At 42.8% G+C, this 17,450-nt stretch carries 14 protein-coding genes; 7 read left to right on the forward strand and 7 right to left on the reverse strand.

The annotated features are described in order from the left end of the window. The first annotated feature begins 31 nt into the window (after positions 1-31). Positions 32-2,242, forward strand: coding sequence for a permease (locus PE36_RS05150; RefSeq protein WP_006030899.1), 2,211 nt, complete (start codon positions 32-34; stop codon positions 2,240-2,242). On the opposite strand, the gene PE36_RS05155 is transcribed toward PE36_RS05150, so the two are convergent. After that, on the reverse strand, positions 2,239-2,433 hold the full coding sequence (locus tag PE36_RS05155) for a hypothetical protein (protein ID WP_006030900.1): 195 nt from the start codon (positions 2,431-2,433) through the stop codon (positions 2,239-2,241). The two genes, PE36_RS05150 and PE36_RS05155, sit on opposite strands and share 4 nt — an antisense overlap. Positions 2,434-2,645: 212 nt before the next feature. On the opposite strand from PE36_RS05155, the gene PE36_RS05160 reads away from it, so the two are divergent. Next, on the forward strand, positions 2,646-3,272 hold the full coding sequence (locus PE36_RS05160) for a PilZ domain-containing protein (RefSeq protein ID WP_006030901.1): 627 nt from the start codon (positions 2,646-2,648) through the stop codon (positions 3,270-3,272). Between the two features lie 137 nt (positions 3,273-3,409). Here PE36_RS05160 and glnG read toward each other — a convergent pair whose 3' ends face one another. The 4 genes from glnG to glnA all read right to left on the reverse strand — a co-directional run bounded on the left by glnG (position 3,410) and on the right by glnA (position 8,049). Next, complete coding sequence (glnG, locus tag PE36_RS05165; RefSeq protein WP_006030902.1) at positions 3,410-4,828, reverse strand: nitrogen regulation protein NR(I); 1,419 nt, start codon at positions 4,826-4,828, stop codon at positions 3,410-3,412. A gap of 11 nt (positions 4,829-4,839) precedes the next feature. Beyond that, positions 4,840-5,892, reverse strand: a complete 1,053-nt coding sequence (gene glnL / locus PE36_RS05170) for a nitrogen regulation protein NR(II) (protein WP_043993983.1) — start codon at positions 5,890-5,892, stop codon at positions 4,840-4,842. A 103-nt stretch (positions 5,893-5,995) separates the two neighbouring features. Continuing rightward, positions 5,996-6,517 (reverse strand): DUF4124 domain-containing protein, encoded by a 522-nt coding sequence (locus PE36_RS05175; RefSeq protein ID WP_006030904.1) that lies wholly within the window; start codon positions 6,515-6,517, stop codon positions 5,996-5,998. Positions 6,518-6,639: 122 nt separating this feature from the next. Next, on the reverse strand, positions 6,640-8,049 hold the full coding sequence (gene glnA / locus PE36_RS05180; protein WP_006030905.1) for a glutamate--ammonia ligase: 1,410 nt from the start codon (positions 8,047-8,049) through the stop codon (positions 6,640-6,642). Between the two features lie 518 nt (positions 8,050-8,567). Here glnA and typA point away from each other — a divergent pair. The 5 genes from typA (at position 8,568) to PE36_RS05205 (ending at position 14,400) form a co-directional block, all read left to right on the forward strand. Continuing rightward, positions 8,568-10,385, forward strand: a complete 1,818-nt coding sequence (gene typA, locus PE36_RS05185) for a translational GTPase TypA (protein WP_006030906.1) — start codon at positions 8,568-8,570, stop codon at positions 10,383-10,385. Between the two features lie 368 nt (positions 10,386-10,753). Further along, positions 10,754-11,656, forward strand: a complete 903-nt coding sequence (locus PE36_RS05190) for a virulence factor BrkB family protein (RefSeq protein ID WP_006030907.1) — start codon at positions 10,754-10,756, stop codon at positions 11,654-11,656. 168 nt (positions 11,657-11,824) lie between these two features. Continuing rightward, a complete protein-coding gene (gene pip / locus PE36_RS05195; protein ID WP_006030908.1) occupies positions 11,825-12,799 on the forward strand; it encodes a prolyl aminopeptidase in 975 nt (324 codons plus the stop codon). A 61-nt stretch (positions 12,800-12,860) separates the two neighbouring features. After that, on the forward strand, positions 12,861-13,298 hold the full coding sequence (gene dtd / locus PE36_RS05200; protein WP_006030909.1) for a D-aminoacyl-tRNA deacylase: 438 nt from the start codon (positions 12,861-12,863) through the stop codon (positions 13,296-13,298). A gap of 202 nt (positions 13,299-13,500) precedes the next feature. Next, positions 13,501-14,400, forward strand: coding sequence for a bifunctional GNAT family N-acetyltransferase/hotdog fold thioesterase (locus PE36_RS05205; RefSeq protein ID WP_006030910.1), 900 nt, complete (start codon positions 13,501-13,503; stop codon positions 14,398-14,400). 37 nt (positions 14,401-14,437) lie between these two features. Here the strand turns inward: PE36_RS05205 and recG are convergent, their stop codons facing one another. Both recG and trmH read right to left on the reverse strand, forming a co-directional pair. Further along, positions 14,438-16,510, reverse strand: a complete 2,073-nt coding sequence (gene recG / locus PE36_RS05210; protein WP_006030911.1) for an ATP-dependent DNA helicase RecG — start codon at positions 16,508-16,510, stop codon at positions 14,438-14,440. A gap of 113 nt (positions 16,511-16,623) precedes the next feature. Beyond that, a complete protein-coding gene (trmH, locus tag PE36_RS05215; protein WP_006030912.1) occupies positions 16,624-17,310 on the reverse strand; it encodes a tRNA (guanosine(18)-2'-O)-methyltransferase TrmH in 687 nt (228 codons plus the stop codon). Positions 17,311-17,450: the final 140 nt, after the last annotated feature.

Here is a 17,450-nt window from a genome sequence, read left to right on the forward strand (position 1 = left end):
ACACCTGTTTTACTGACCTCGTGTTTATACCATGTCTTTACTTTTATTTCTGAGCATTGCGACGCTCTTCCTTGGCCCTTATTTATGTAAATTTGTCGGCTCTAAATCTGATCGTTTTGCTTTCTTTGATAGTTTTATCTTTGTTTCCATTGGCGGGTTGGTGTTATTCCATATCTTGCCTGAGTTACTGGAAACTGGGGGTATTGCCGTTCTTGGGCTCATGTTAGTCGGCTTATTCGGCCCTGGTATGGTGGAAAAAGTATTCCATAAAGTCGCCAAACAAACCCATTCTGTCACCTTGATATTAGGCGTGTTCGGTCTCGTCTTACACGCGCTCACCGATGGTGGTGCGCTGGCTATTGAAGATGATCAAACGGCTTATTTATTAGCAATCGGAGTGGTACTGCATCGTTTTCCCGTTGGCCTTACCGTATGGTGGCTGTTACGTCCGCATTATGGCAGAGCCTTACCGCTAGCGGTATTAACGGCGATGTCAGTGGCCACTGTTGCTGGTACTTGGCTAGGTGGAGAACTGATTGCACATGATAGTGGTAACTGGTTGATCTGGTTCCAAGCGTTAGTGATGGGTTCGATTTTACATGTGGTATTTCACCAGCCGTATAAACAAGATCACGGGAAAGAAACGCAACGTGATAAATTTGCCGCTGGTACCGGGAGTTTAATTGGCGCTGCTTGTTTGCTGGCTGTGTTACTGCCACATTGGCTAGGTTATGCGCCACATGATCACGACTCGGAAGACGTGATAGTTGTATCACAAACGACGATATCACAAATGGCGGTTTCATCTGAGTTACACGTTGATGACCATGCAGGACATGATGACCATTTGGGACACGATGACCATGTGGAACACGATGACCATGTGGAACACGATGACCATGTGGAACACGATGACCATGTGGAACACGATGACCATGCAGGACAGGATAACCATGTAGGACATGATGACCACGCAGGACATGATGACCATGTGGGACATGATGACCACGCAGGACATGATGACCATGTGGGACATGATAACCATGTAGGACATGATGACCACGCAGGACATGATGACCATGTGGGACATGATGACCATGCAGGACATGATGACCATGCGGGACACGATGACCATGAGGGACACGATGACCATGCGGGACATGATGACCTTGCAGGACAAGCACACGGTAGTGAAACGGCAGAGACCTTACTACGCTTCGTGAGTTTGTCGTTGCATGCTGCACCGGCGTTATTAGTTGCTTACATCCTGACGTGGCTGATTAACTTTGTGAAACCAGCGTTCAACATGGTTGGTCAATTACGCAGTACAAGTTCAGTGGCTGGAGCATTGAAAGGGACCTTGATCGGGTTACCCCTACCGATTTGCATACCCGATGCCTCGGGTATGTATAAACAATTGATTAAAGCGGGTTGTGGTTCTGCATTAGCCGTTTCATTCTTGGTGGCATCACCTGTGCTTGGGTTTGATGCATTACTTATTTCACTGCCGTTATTAGGCGTTGAATGGGTTGGTATTCGTTTAGTGATGGCGATTATTTTAGCCGTGACGCTGGGGTTATTGATTGGGGTATTGTTTAAGAAACATGATTTAAACACCGATACGAGTGCCACACCAGAACAGCTAAAACAATCAACATCGCGCTTGAAGCATGCCTTTGAACACGGTTTTGCCCATTTAATTGATCACACCGCGCCTTGGGTGTTGTTTGGATTAATTGCCGCGGCCACATTTACCCCGACAATTGGTTGGCAGTTCTTACAGCAAGAACCTTGGTTGCAAGTGGTGCTCGCTATTATGATTGCATTACCCTTCCATTTCTGTGCCACGGGTATTACCCCAGTATTAGCGATTATGCTAATTGCAGGTGTATCACCCGGTGCAGTTGTGGCCTTCAGTCTCGTTGGACCAACACTTAACCTCGATTTGTATCGCTTCATTAAAGATAATCAAGGTAAGCACATCGCAGTCGCGGTGGTGATGGCTATTGTGACTGTCGCCTTGTTATTAGGTCTGGGGATTATGTATTGGGTACCTGAATTGCCTAAGCCTTGGTTAACGTTAGCACCGCATTGGCAAGATGATTGGTGGCGTTATGTCAGTTTAGTAATTGTGACGGTGTTATTTGCGATTAGTATTTTACGTCGTGGTGCACGTAGCTTTATGCTGGAATTAGTACCGCATAGTTTTAGAAGTGCCAAACCACATCACCATCATCACTAGATTGTAATATCAATCTTGTTTCTACGAGCATTACGTCGATTATTCAAACGACGCTCGTAACGGGAACAGTGATTTGATTGACGTTGCCGCCGTTCATGGCGGTGACGTTGCTCCATGATAAACTCACCTGCTATTTCTATCGTGTCGATGACATTGATTTCTTGATTTACAGCGTCTTGCTTTGCGTCCATGCTTGGCCTACTTGTTATGCGATAGAAATAGCGACTTGTTAACGCTCGATTTTACGTCTTAACTTCAAGCTTACGGTTTTTATATTTGCAAGGTTAAATCAGTTCTGGTTTACTAAGATTAGTATAATTAAGTGTAAATTTAGTACCAATTATTGGTAAATTTTGTATGGCGGATAAGGATATTTGTATGCAAAAGCATAAAAGGTTATGTAATGCCAAAAAAAGTTAGCGATGTATTAACCCAAGATGAACTCAATTTATTACAGGAAGTGATTGATAGTCAAGATGATGATGAGCATCACGATGTGTTTATATCGCATATATCTAAGCAGATGCTGAGCCGATTGACTGACTCTGACGATATTGTACTGGTGACATCGAATCAAAAGGAAGAGTTTCGTTTTCCGTTATATCTGGTAAGTGATGGTTTTCATGGTGAGCTAAAAGAGTTAGGACCACCGGATATTATTGATCATAACGGCAGTGAAGGACGTTACTGGCGGTTAGCTGATCCGCGAGGGGTAAAAATATTCGACCCTCAAGGTGAAACATTACTTGGTGCGGTGATGAATATCTCAACGTCGGGTTTGTTTATGTTGTGCAGTGCGCAACAATTTTCGTCTATCGACTTTAATTTAAAGGATGGCGATAACCTGCGCTTTTATTTAAAGATCCCGCAGCGTGGTTTTCATTTGGTTGAAGCGAGAGTGGTGCGGATTGAAAATGAACATAATCATGGCAAAGGGCTGGCGCTAAATTTTGATATTAACAATGAACTTGAGTTGATATTGCATGATTATATTATTGAACGCCATGATTCATCGAATGAATCAGACTAGTAGCTAATTGCAGTCAATTAACTGCGATAAGAATGATTAGTAGCCCTCATCATCAGTGCATGCTCACGCTGTAAAATCGAGAGATGATGACGGGGCTAATTAACGCTATCTATTAAGGTTATTTATTAACGATATAATTAATTGATATCGAGTTCTTTTAACTTACGGGTGAGGGTATTTCGGCCCCAGCCTAGCAGTTTAGCTGCATCTTGTTTATGACCCTGGGTATACTCCAATGCGGTCTGTAACATGATACGCTCAAAATCTGGCATTGCCTCCGCAAGAATGTCGCTGTGTCCTGACGCGAGTTGCTGTGCTGTCCAGGTTTTTAATTGGCTGCGCCAATCGCCATCTTTAGTACTGCCTGGACTGTTGAGTTTAGTCGGTTGTTCATCAGTAATTTCATGTGGTAAGTCAGCAATAAACACTTCTTGGCCGCTTGCCATCACGGTTAACCAGCGGCAAATATTTTCGAGTTGGCGGACGTTACCGGACCAGTGGTGATTGGCTAAGTAAGTTTCTGCTTCTTTACTGAGTATTTTGGTTTCGACACCGAGTTCTTTACCCGCACTGATCAAAAAGTGATTGGCCAATTTAGGAATATCTTCACGACGTTCATTCAGTGACGGAATATGGATACGAATGACATTCAAACGATGAAATAAATCTTCACGAAAACTACCATCCGCCACTTTCTGTTCTAAATTTTGGTGCGTGGCGGCAATGATACGTACATCGACACTCACTGGCGAATGACCACCGACACGGTAAAATTGACCATCCGACAATACCCGTAGCAGTCGGGTTTGAATATCAATCGGCATATCACCGATCTCATCTAAAAATAGTGTACCACCATTGGCTTGTTCAAAACGGCCATTACGCATACCAGCGGCACCGGTAAATGCGCCTTTTTCATGGCCAAATAGTTCTGATTCAATTAAGTCTTTTGGGATAGCTGCCATGTTTAAAGCAATGAATTCGTTGTTTACGCGTGGGCTGTGTTTGTGTAACGCTTGTGCGACAAGCTCTTTACCCGTACCAGATTCACCATTAATTAACACACTGATTGATGAACGTGATAACCGACCAATAGCACGGAATACTTCCTGCATGGCCGGTGCTTCACCAATGATTTCAGGCACTGGTTCCACTTTATTATTTTTTCGGCGATTTTTGCTTTGCTCTTTGGCGTGGGTCACGGCGCGGGTGGCTAAGGAAACTGCTTCATCAATATCAAATGGTTTTGGCAGGTACTCAAATGCACCAGCCTGGTAAGCGCTCACCGCACTGTCGAGATCGGAGTGCGCAGTCATGATGATGATCGGCAGGTCTGGATGAATGGCGTGCACTTTAGCCATTAACTCTAATCCACTCATCTTGGGCATGCGAATATCAGAAATAATAATATCTGGTTGTTCGAATTCGAGTTTGTTTAATAAGGCATGCGCATCACTGAATGCAGACGTTTCAAACTGTTGTGATTTTAATGCTTTGTCGAGAACCCAGCGGATTGAACTATCGTCGTCGACAATCCAAATAGTTGCTGTTGTCATAGTCTAATCCTTTATTTTCTTAGTGGCAGATAAATGGCAAATTCGGTATGCCCTGGCCAGCTATGGCACTCAATTTTACCTTTGTGTTGTTTAATCAGGTTTTGAGCGATAGAAAGACCAAGTCCGGTGCCACCTTCACGTGCAGTGACCATCGGGTAGAACAGGGTATCTTTAATGTGTTCAGGAATACCAGGCCCGTTATCGATGATTTTTATTTCAGCACATAAGCGATATTTCTGTCCCTGAATATTCACTTGATGTGCTGTTCGAGTAATGATTTTTATCACGCCATGACCTTTCAGTATTTGAATGGCATTGCTAATGATATTCAGTAGTGCTTGTTGTAATAAGTCTGGCTCCATCTCAAAATCAGGGATAGATGGATCGTAATCGCGTTCGATAATAATACCAGTGGGTAAATCAAACTCGACTAATTGTTTTACTTTTTCAATCACGGAGTGAATATTTAAAATAGTTTGCTGACCGGGCTTTTGTGGCCCTAATAAACGGTCAACAAGGGTCCGTAATCGATCGGCTTGCTCGATGATAATGCTGGTATATTCTTTTAATTCAGCGGTAGGTAATTCTTTTTCTAATAATTGTGCGGCCCCCCGTAATCCCCCTAATGGGTTTTTAATTTCATGGGCCAAACCGCGTACTAATTCTTGTGCTGCTTGTTGTTGTACGTGCTGATAAAGTTCTTGGCTGATTTTCTTCTGTAAGTCGATTTGTCTGGCTTCAATTAAAATACAGGTTTCTGGACCAAAGTTAGTCAAGGTAGCTGATATTTCAACTAACAACTGGCGATCATCAATGACTAAAGATACCTCATTGTCGGTAAAGCCTTGCCCGGTTTTTATCGTGCTTGCCAGTAACGAAAGGTCTAAGGTCGTGTGTTCAATAATGTCGGTTATCTTAACATCCAGTATTCGACTAGCACTGGAGCCTAGCAGTTGTTCACCTGCAGGATTGATATATTTAATATGCAGTTCATGATCGAGTACAAACACCGAAGAGACGAGGTTATTCAGTAATGATTGCTGGGGTTCTGGGATCATTATCATGGCACTTCCTTATTAGGATCAATATCCCGTAACCGAACGCACCAATTTGGTGCTAACTCTAAAATATTACTGCACAGCGTGATGAAATTAAAGCAGTAATGAGTTAGTTGGCCTTAAAACGATGCAAATAAACAGTAATTAACTCTGATGATGCAATTACCTTGCCTAAATTGTTAATTATTTGTAGCTGTAGTGTATGTGTCCCTGTGGGTACCTGACTGACCTTAAATTGGTTGTCTATTTGTTCGCTATGGATCACGCCATCAATTAATAAGCGAATATTTAAACCGTAGGTGAGTGTGGCACTGAGTGTTGCAGATACGGTTATCTCGCCGCTATTGCTGCGTAAGGTTTGCTGATCGATAGGGCTGTTAATACTAACGCCAATCGGTATTAAAGGCATGTCAGTATTACTTGCATTTGCAGCACTTGCTTCTGGTATTCTTGATTGGATCAGTGATGCTATAGACGGCGGTGTGAGTTTCACATCAATTTTTGTGGCAGATTCAGGTTTGCTTTCGTCATCAGAAAAATGGGTGATACCTTGTTCATCAGTCCATTGATAAATGGCGGCGACACTGGCGTGGCTTGTGAGTAGTAATATTAATAACATAACGTGTTTCATCGCGACATCCTGTCTGTTTTTTCTTGATTTGTATGGTTATTCTCACCTAGTTACAGGAAATTAACAAATAAAAAACCCGCTAAATAGCGGGTTTTTTTAGATTAATTTGTATTAATAACAAATTATACGCTGTAATACATTTCAAACTCAATTGGGTGAGTCGTCATGTTCAGTCTTTCAACTTCTTGTTCTTTTATTGCAATGTAAGCATCGATAGTATCGTCAGCCATTACATCGCCAGCCGTTAAGAAATCACGGTCAGTATCGAGTGCTGATAGTGCTTCTTCTAGTGAAGAGGCAACCTGTGGAATTTCTGCTGCTTCTTCTGCTGGTAGGTTGTATAAATCTTTATCCATTGCATCACCAGGGTGGATGCGGTTTTTAATACCGTCAATACCCGCCATTAACATTGCAGAGAATGCTAAATATGGATTTGCTGCTGGATCTGGGAAACGTACTTCAATACGTGTCGCTTTTGGCGATGGTACGATTGGGATACGAATTGATGCTGAACGGTTACGCGCTGAATAAGCTAGCATTACTGGTGCTTCAAAACCTGGAACTAAACGTTTGTACGAGTTAGTTGTTGGGTTAGCAAATGCGTTAATTGCTTTTGCGTGCTTGATGATACCACCAATGTAATAAAGTGCAGTTTCAGATAGACCGCCATACAGATCACCAGAAAAAATGTTTTCGCCATTTTTCTGTAGTGATTGGTGACAATGCATACCTGAACCGTTATCGCCTACCAGTGGCTTAGGCATAAACGTTGCTGTTTTGCCGTAAGCGTGTGCCACATTATGGATCACGTATTTGGTAATTTGAACTTCATCCGCTTTTTCAACGATTGAGTTGTATAGTGCTGCGATCTCGTTTTGACCCGCTGTTGCTACTTCATGGTGATGTGCTTCAACTGTTAAGCCCATTTCTTCCATTATTAGGCACATTGCGCTACGGATGTCTTGTGCAGAGTCAACTGGTGATACTGGGAAGTAACCCCCTTTAACGCTTGGACGGTGACCCATGTTGCCGCCTTCGTACTCTTTATCAGAGTTCCAAGAAGCTTCTTCAGCGTCAATTTTGTACATACTACCTGACATGTCAGTTTTATACTTAACATCATCAAATAGGAAAAATTCTGGTTCCGGACCGAAGAATACATCATCAGCGATACCGGTTGAGCGTAAATATGCAAGTGCACGTTTTGCTACTGAACGTGGGTCACGGCTATAACCTTGCATTGTTGCAGGTTCTAGTACGTCACAACGAAGATTCAGTGTTGTTGCTTCTGTGAACGGGTCAAGTACGGCTGTTGCCGGGTCTGGCATTAAAATCATGTCAGATTCGTTGATGCCTTTCCAACCTTCAATTGATGAACCATCAAACATTTTACCTTCTTCAAAGAAGCCGGCATTAACTTGATGATGTGGTAGAGAAACGTGCTGCTCTTTACCTTTCGTATCTGTAAAACGTAAATCTACAAATTTAACGTCTTGTTCTTTAATTAGAGCTAATACGCTTTCTGCTGACATAAAAAATAACCTCCGGTGTCATCAATATGATGGCTTCATTTAAAGTTGTTGACTGTAAACAATCATGAACTAGATAATGCCATATATGTGCCAACTATTTAAGTTGTTGATTTAAAAGTTTTAATGCACTTTTTGTCTGTTGCAACATTCCGCTGTTGCACACACATCGTGCGTGGTGTGCACCATAGTGGTGCGACGTAGGTAGCAATCATTAAACTTATACATTTGCTATTACTAAGATAGATATTATGGTTTATTTTCAACGATTACCAGTAAAATCGTGTTCAAATAGTTTTGGTAAAAATCAGGATATATAAGTCCATTAAGTTATTAATTGTAACACTTTACGATACTTTTATGTTCGCGTTAAAAGCATATATGCGGTCTATCGCCCGGTTTTTAAATAAAATAAATTGCAATCATTTTACTCTGTGCCAAAATTTTGCTAGGTAGATCACAGCGAGGCGGTTACAATACCGCCTAATTTTTACCCATATAAAATATACAGAGGCATCACAGTGCTAGAGAAACTACGCAACATTGCGATTATCGCTCACGTTGACCATGGTAAAACCACTTTAGTTGACAAGTTATTAGAACAGTCAGGTACTTTAAAAACACGTGGTGGTAATGAAGAACGTGTAATGGATTCTAACGATCTTGAAAAAGAACGTGGTATTACTATTCTTGCTAAAAACACAGCAATTATGTGGAAAGATTACCGTATCAACATCGTAGATACTCCTGGACACGCCGATTTCGGTGGTGAAGTTGAGCGTATTATGTCTATGGTAGACAGTGTATGTTTGATCGTTGACGCAGTTGATGGCCCTATGCCACAAACGCGTTTCGTAACACAAAAAGCATTTGCACACGGTCTTAAGCCAATTGTTGTTATCAACAAAATCGATAAGCCTGGTGCTCGCCCTGATTGGGTTATGGATCAAATCTTTGATTTATTCGACAACCTAGGCGCAACTGATGAACAGTTAGACTTTAAAGTTGTTTACGCTTCAGCACTAAATGGCTGGGCTAACGGTGAGTCAGATGAACCAACTGAAAACATGGAACCTTTGTTCCAAGCTATTGTTGACCATGTTGCTCCACCTGAAGGCGATCGTGACGGTGATTTCCAAATGCAAATTTCGCAACTTGATCACAACGCATATGTTGGCGTGATCGGTGTTGGCCGTGTAACGCGTGGTTCTGTTAAAGTAAATCAACAAGTTACTGTTATTGGTTCTGACGGTAAAGAGCGTAAAGGTAAAGTTGGCCAAGTATTAGGTTACTTAGGTCTTGAACGTCATGATGTTGAACTTGCAGAAGCGGGCGATATCATTGCAGTAACTGGCTTAGGCGAACTTAAAATTTCTGACACTATCTGTGCACAGAATAATGTTGAAGCGCTACCACCGTTATCAGTTGATGAACCAACTGTAACAATGACGTTCCAAGTAAACAACTCACCATTCTGTGGTAAAGAAGGTAAATTTGTTACATCACGTAACATCCTTGACCGTCTGAACAAAGAGTTAGTACACAACGTTGCACTTAAAGTAGAAGAAACTGCTGATCCAGATAAATTCAAAGTATCTGGTCGTGGTGAACTTCACCTAGGTATCTTAATTGAAACTATGCGTCGTGAAGGTTTCGAGCTAGCAGTATCTCGTCCTGAAGTTATCGAACGTATGGTTGACGGTAAGCTACATGAGCCAATGGAAACATTGACTATTGATTGTGAAGAGCAACATCAGGGTTCTGTAATGGAACAGTTAGGCATCCGTAAAGCGGAACTAACTAACATGATTCCAGATGGTAAAGGTCGTATTCGTTTAGACTTTATGATCCCAAGCCGTGGTTTAATCGGTTTCCAAACTGAATTCCTAACAATGACATCTGGTTCTGGTCTTCTATACCATAGCTTCGATCACTACGGCCCCCATAAAGGCGGTACTATTGGTCAACGTCAAAATGGTGTATTAGTTTGTAATCAAACTGGTAAAGCTGTTACTTACTCTCTATTCTTCTTACAAGATCGTGGTCGCCTGTTCTTAGGTCACGCTACAGAAGTATATGAAGGTCAAATTGTTGGTATTCATAACCGTTCTAACGATTTAACAGTTAACTGTATTCGTGGTAAACAGCTTACTAACGTACGTTCTTCTGGTACTGATGAAGCACAAACGCTTTCACCAGCAATCGTTTTGACTCTTGAGCAAGCGCTTGAATTCATCGATATTGATGAATTAGTAGAAGTAACACCGTTAAGCATTCGTATCCGTAAGAAACTTCTTTCAGAAAACGATCGTAAACGTGCTAGCCGTCCAGCTAAATAATAATAGTTAACAAGGTTATGAATTAATAATCTTGGCGCTATTTCAAAAAAAAGGTGATACTTAGGTATCACCTTTTTTTATACCCAAGCGATTTCAAGATGCTATATCAGAGACGAACAGGGATATCAGCACAAGGCGCAATATGTAGATAATGGTTATTCCATTTTCAAATATTGTAACGCTGTGCAGTTATTCCTGCTCGCCTCCCGTAAGGCAAACCGAACGAAGGTATCTTCGGCGTTATGAAGTCTTGATTTAGAATAACTAAATCCTCGACTTCATGCCTTGAATATCCTCTCCTTTCGGTTTGCTGATTGTGCATCTTGAAGTCGCTTGGGTATTTCTTAAAATAACCAAGGAGGGAACCTGTGGTTAAATTTCCGAATCAACAATCATTGCTATTACTCGCCAAAACAAAAATCAATATCTGGTCGTTCCTACTCACTTGTTTTGCCTTTCTGCGCTATCTTGGTAAACGCATCAGTGATGATCGACTCACGGTTAACGCCAGCTCTCTGGCCTATACAACACTGCTTTCTCTGGTGCCTTTAATTACGGTGTTGTTTTCTGTCATGTCTGCGTTTCCTATTTTTGAAACTTGGCAGCAGAGCGTTGAATCTTTTTTGTATACCAATCTTGTACCGCATGCGACAGGTACTATTCAAGAGTATTTACATGATTTTGTCGCCAATACCGGCAAGATGACCTCAATCGGTTCGGGGGCATTATTCATCGTGGCCTTGTTACTGATTAACACCATAGATAAGCACATTAATCATATTTGGCGTTGTAAAATAGAACGTAGTTTCTTTTTATCTTTCGCCGTATATTGGCTTATTTTAACCTTCGGCCCACTGTTTATTGCCATTAGTTTAGGTGTTTCTTCCTATTTGTTATCACTGTCATTTGTTACTGATATGACCGACGTGACGGGCACTGTGAGCTTATTAAAACTGGTGCCAGCCTTGTTAGGTACACTGGGTTTGTTTGTTATGTATGTGGTGATCCCACACCGCCGAGTACCGCTGCGTTATGCATTTATAGGCGCGTGTTTTAGTGCCTTTTTGTTTGAAAGTATTAAACGTGCCTTTACTTGGTATTTAGTACAATTTCCGTCTTATGAAGTGATTTATGGCGCATTAGCAACTATACCTATCTTATTGGTTTGGATTTATCTGTGCTGGTTAATCGTGTTGTTAGGGGCTGAAATCACGGCGTCATTAACAGAGTTTAATGACCAATTAAAACACAAAAAAGCACAGTTGGAATGACAAAAACAGTCACAATAACAGCAACAAGTACACCTATCTATGGATGACAGTTCTAACTAAGCAAGGTAATTTAAGTACGCAAACGCGTTACAAATCACCTTGCGATCAGGTTAGGTTCAACTGTCAGCTTCTGGTGTCCGTGCTGTGGGAAAGGAGGTTGATATTGCTATGATTGGACTGTACCCCGCCATTCAGCATTATGCTGAACATTACTTACCTGTAGCTAATCGTCATTGTCTTTATATTGAAGAAGTAGGTAACCCAGACGGTATACCGTTATTATTCCTACATGATGGTCCCGGTAAAGGGATTATGGCCGATGATAGGCGCTTATTCGACCCAAAGCTATATCGTATAATTTTGTTTGACCAGCGTGGTTGTGGGCGCTCAAAACCGTATGCGTGTATTAAAGATAATACCACCCAACATTTATTGCAGGATATTAGCGCTATCTTAACGTTGCTCGATATTCAGCGCTGTGTTTTGTTTGGAGAAGGTTGGGGCGCGACGTTAGCGTTACTGTATAACTTGCTCCATCGCGATAAGGTACAGGGGTTAATATTACACAGTTTATTTCTGGCGCGTAATCAGGACCTCACCTGGCAATTTTCAGCATCCGGTGGTGCGGCGCAGTTATTTCCCGATCATTTTGACCATTTGATTCGTCGTGCGAATGGCAATGATTATGCTGCACTACTATCCTCTTATAGTCAGTTATTGGTCAGTGATAATGACATTGAAAAAATGACAGCGGCAAAGGCTTGGGTGGAATGGCAGGCACAAATCGGTAATCCGCATCCGGAGTTTCGTAGCAAGGTCGACTTGATTGATGCTGATGTGGCCTTAAGCATGTCGACATTACAATGCCATTATTTTTCTCAGAACTGTTTTATTGCTGATAACTATATTTTTAAGCGCTTAGATTCATTAGCGCAAGTGCCGATGATTATGGTGCACGGCCGTTTTGATATCTCTAATCCACTCGGTCCGGCTTATGAATTATGTCAGCGTTTACCGTTAGCTCAGCTGTTTATCGTGCCTTATGCCGGGCACTTTGACTGTGAGCCAGGCATGATCGATGCGTTACGAAAAGCGACAGAGCTCATGGCTGAGATTATTGCGTTTGAGTTTGTCAGTGATTAATTTAAGCAGTTTCGGTATTATCAATAACATTAAAATTTAATAATGATTATTGAGGAAAGGCATGATCGCATTGATCCAGCGTGTGCGCAAAGCAGATGTAAGCGTTGAAGATGAAATTATCGGTAACATAGGCCAAGGTTTATTGGTGTTATTAGGCGTTGAAAAAGGCGATACCGAAGCGAAAGCGAAACGTTTGAGTGAGAAGTTATTAGCCTATCGCGTGTTTAGTGATAGCGATGATAAAATGAATTTAAATGTGCAGCAAGTTAACGGTGAGCTGTTAGTTGTTTCGCAATTTACCCTCGCAGCTGATACCAATTCAGGTACCCGTCCGAGCTTTTCGACGGCTGCCGCGCCTGCTGATGCCAATCATTTATATGAGTATTTTGTTGGCCAATGTCGGCAGAAACAGATAACGACAGAAACAGGACGCTTTGCTGCAGATATGCAAGTGTCGTTAGTCAATGATGGACCGGTTACTTTTTGGCTGCAAGTGTAGATAGCAGACCATGAGTGATAGTAATACCAATTGCATTAAGTAAGTGATCAATTATTTCGCAGGGAAAAGTGACAATGACAAGACGTTAATTGCCGTAACTAGTTATTCTAATTACAAAATTAACAACGCAGTTAGTGCCAGTTTTAACCAGAAAGAATGATCATCTATTTATTGTGATTGGTATAATAGACAAGGAGAGACTATGTTTCACGTGCATGTACCCGAAACGGAACAAGAGTTAGAAGATTATTATCATTTACGCTGGTCGCTGTTAAGAGCACCACTACAGCGTCCGCGTGGCACCGAGAAAGACATTTATGATGAACACAGTGAACATCGTATGATCTTGGATAATAGCGGCAGGCCAATCGCGTGTGGCCGGATCTATACCGCTGGTGCGGATGAATCACAAATTCACTATATGGCCGTTGATCCCAAGCACCGTAAGCAAGGTTTGGGTAGTTTGCTGATCTCGGCATTGGAAGATGAAGCGTACAAAGCGGGTAGCGAACGAATTGTCATGAATGCGCGTGTTGAAGCTGTGCCGTTTTATGAAAAATGTGGCTTTTCTTTGGTTGGTAGTGGCCAAATCAGTGAGGGTGTTCGCCATCGTCAGATGATTAAAGAAGTGAACGCCATGGATAAAATCTTACGCCATCCAGAATGGTGTGCTGAGCTGCAAAAAGAGTGGGCAACTAAGATCCCGATTAGCCAACACATGGGCATTAATATTCGTCAATATAGCGGCTGGCGATTTGAAACTGCAGCCCCATTAAACGCCAATGTGAACGTCCACGATACCATGTTTGCAGGCAGTATTTATAGTCAGGCTACGCTAACCGGTTGGGGATTAGTCTGGTTAATGTTAAAAGAGCAGGGGTTACTGGGGAATATCGTGCTGTCTAAAGGCAGCATTCATTATAAACGCCCGATTAATTTGGAACCGTTTGCGGTCGCACATAAATACCGGATGAAGGGCAGTTTGCTGGAATTATTAGAGGGGCGTAACGCCAAACTTGATATTGACGTTGATGTTTATAGTGGTCCGAAATTGGCCGCGGTTTTTAGCGCGACCTTTGTGGTGATGCCTATCGGTGTGTAACCTCGCGTTGAGCCTACTACGTTATCAAATAACCGCGTCAGGCGTTGGAATAAATGTCTTTGTCTGCCATCCAACGTTGGGTGATTGCATGGGCATTATCAGGGTGTTGTTGCAGTAAGTGGCGAGCAATATTTTGTACCAATGGGATCAAGTGTTGGTCACGGACTAAGTCCGCCACTTTTAGATCCGCAATCCCGGTTTGCTTACTCCCGAGCATTTCGCCAGGGCCACGGATCTCGAGGTCTCGTTGTGCAATCTTGAATCCGTCGGTGGTTTCCCGTAATACCGATAAACGTTTGCTACCGGTATCGGAAAGGGGTGCATGATAAAGCAATACACAGTGACTGGCGACTTTGCCACGACCCACACGACCGCGCAGTTGATGTAATTGTGCCAGACCTAAACGTTCTGGATTTTCAATTATCATCAAACTGGCATTCGGTACATCAACCCCAACTTCAATCACGGTGGTGGCGACCAGTAAATCCAATTGTTTGGTTTTAAACGCGTCCATGACGTATTGTTTTTCAATGGATTTCATGCGTCCGTGCACTAAGCCAATCCGTAAATCGGGTAACTGTTTTTGTAAATCATTGGCGGTATCTTCAGCCGCTTGCGCTTCTAATACGTCCGACTCTTCAATCAGGGTACAGACCCAATAGACTTGACGACCTTCATTTTTAACCGCTAATTCGACGCGTTCAATGATTTTACTGCGTTTGGTATCGGGCATGACGACGGTGGTGATCGGCGTTCGCCCCGGCGGTAGTTCATCAATAACCGATGTATTTAAGTCCGCATACGCGGTCATGGCTAAGGTGCGCGGGATCGGCGTCGCCGTCATAAATAATTGGTGCGGGTATAAACCATTGACCGCCCCTTTTTCACGTAGGGCGAGGCGTTGCTCGACACCAAAGCGATGTTGTTCATCAATAATCACCAAGGTTAAATTTAAGAATTTCACCGCCGCTTGGAAAATGGCATGGGTACCGACAATCATCTGTGTTTCGCCACTGGCAATCGATGCGAGCTCTGCTTCTCGGGCTTTGCCCTTTTGTTTACCGGATAACCAACCGACTTTGATGCCCAGTTTATTGAACCAGCCTTTGAAATTAAGCGCATGTTGCTCGGCTAATATTTCAGTGGGTGCCATCAATGCCACTTGATAGCCATTACCGATAGCCTGTAGAGCCGCTAGCGCTGCGACAAGGGTTTTTCCTGACCCTACGTCACCTTGGATTAATCGCATCATAGGATAGCCTTTCTGGAGGTCCTGCTGGATCTCACCGACAACACGTTGTTGCGCATTGGTTGGCGTAAAAGGTAATTGTGCTAAAAATTTATCGGTAAGGGTTTTGTGCGCTGGCAATTTGATGGCGGGATGCTGCTGCATTTTCTTGCGCAATTGCAGCATACTGATATTTTGCGCCAGCAGTTCTTCGATAATCAGACGTTGTTGCGCGGGGTGCTGACCTTGTTCTAACAGTTCAAGCGACACATCGGGTGTTGGTCGGTGCAATAATTGGATTGCATGATTTAACTCTATTTGCCCTGTATACAGTCCTTTCGGTAGCAATTCTTGTAATGTGGTTTGGCTGAGGTGCTGCAGTGCTTGGTCGGTCAGATTACGCAAGGTTAATTGCTTTAAGCCTTCTGTGGAAGGATATATTGGTGTCAGCGTTTCTGCACTCATCTCTGAGCTGGTTGCATGCGCGAGTTTATATTCAGGATGGACAATTTCATAACCAAAGCGACCACGGCGGAATTCGCCAAATGCGGTAATGGTTTTACCGACACTGAAACTGTTTTTTTGTCCGGCATTAAAATGGAAAAATAATAACGTGATGATGCCGGTGCCGTCGTTGACTTTACAAGACATGATCTTGCGTTTACCAAAGGTGACATCGCAGCTGACTATCTCGCCTTCGATAGTACCATGCAGACCGGGTAATAGGTCTTGGATAGGATAGATGGTCGTGCGATCCTGATAGCGACTTGGCAGGTGAAAAAGCAGATCCTGAACCGTCATTAGGTTCAGCTTCGCTAACTTGTCGGCCATTTTGGCGCCAACACCTTTTAATTCGATAACCGGGATCTTATCTAATCGCATAATTACTCACGAATCTACTGTATATATAAACATATATTATCAGAAGACTTATACCCAAGCTACTTCAAAATGATATAGCATCTTGAAGTAACTTGGGTATGGATTATATTAGCCTAGTTTGAACTACGTAGTGCATCCCACCACGATTCGTCAGCAACAATTTGGCCTTCTGCATCTAACTCAGGGTAAGCTAAACCTTTACGCTTGCATGCTTTCGCATAGACAGGATGGCCGCCTTCAAAGAAGATTTTGTGCTGTTCTTCAGCGGATAGTTTGCTTTCGCCTTGGTACATGCCGGCATTATCACGTTGACGCTGTGCTTCATACAAGATAGTCGCCGTTGCGACTGATACGTTTAACGATTGCACCATGCCAACCATAGGGATGATGATATCTTGATCGGCAAGTGCCAATGCTTCGGCACTGATACCGGTCTTTTCTTGACCCATTAAGATCGCCGTTGGTTTGGTATAGTCAATGTCACGGAAATCAACAGCAGTGTCAGACAGGTTAGTTGCAAGTACTTGCATGCCTTGGGCTTTTAATTCTTTGATTGCTGCAGCAATGTTATCGTGAGAGTGTACTTTTACCCAGTTTTGGCTGCCTGTTGCAGTGCCACCCGATACCTTTGTTGGACGTATAGACCATACCGCGTGAACATTGTTGACACCAACAGCATCGCAAGTTCTGACTACGGCTGCAAGGTTATGTGGTTTATGCACAGATTCCATACATACAGTAAGATCTGGTTGGCGGTGTTGGAGCATTTTAGTAATGCGTTCGAGACGTTCTGGGGTCATGGTCTTACTCTATCAGATTTAATTGGCGAGGTATTATACCCAAATCACGGGCTAATGCGAGTATCTGAATTTAGCTTAGACGGGTTTGGGACGGTCGAATGAGGCTTGCATAGCGAAGCAGTCTTTCACAACGGCTTCGC

Origin of the sequence: Moritella sp. PE36, assembly GCF_000170855.1 — a bacterium.
Taxonomy (GTDB): domain Bacteria; phylum Pseudomonadota; class Gammaproteobacteria; order Enterobacterales; family Moritellaceae; genus Moritella.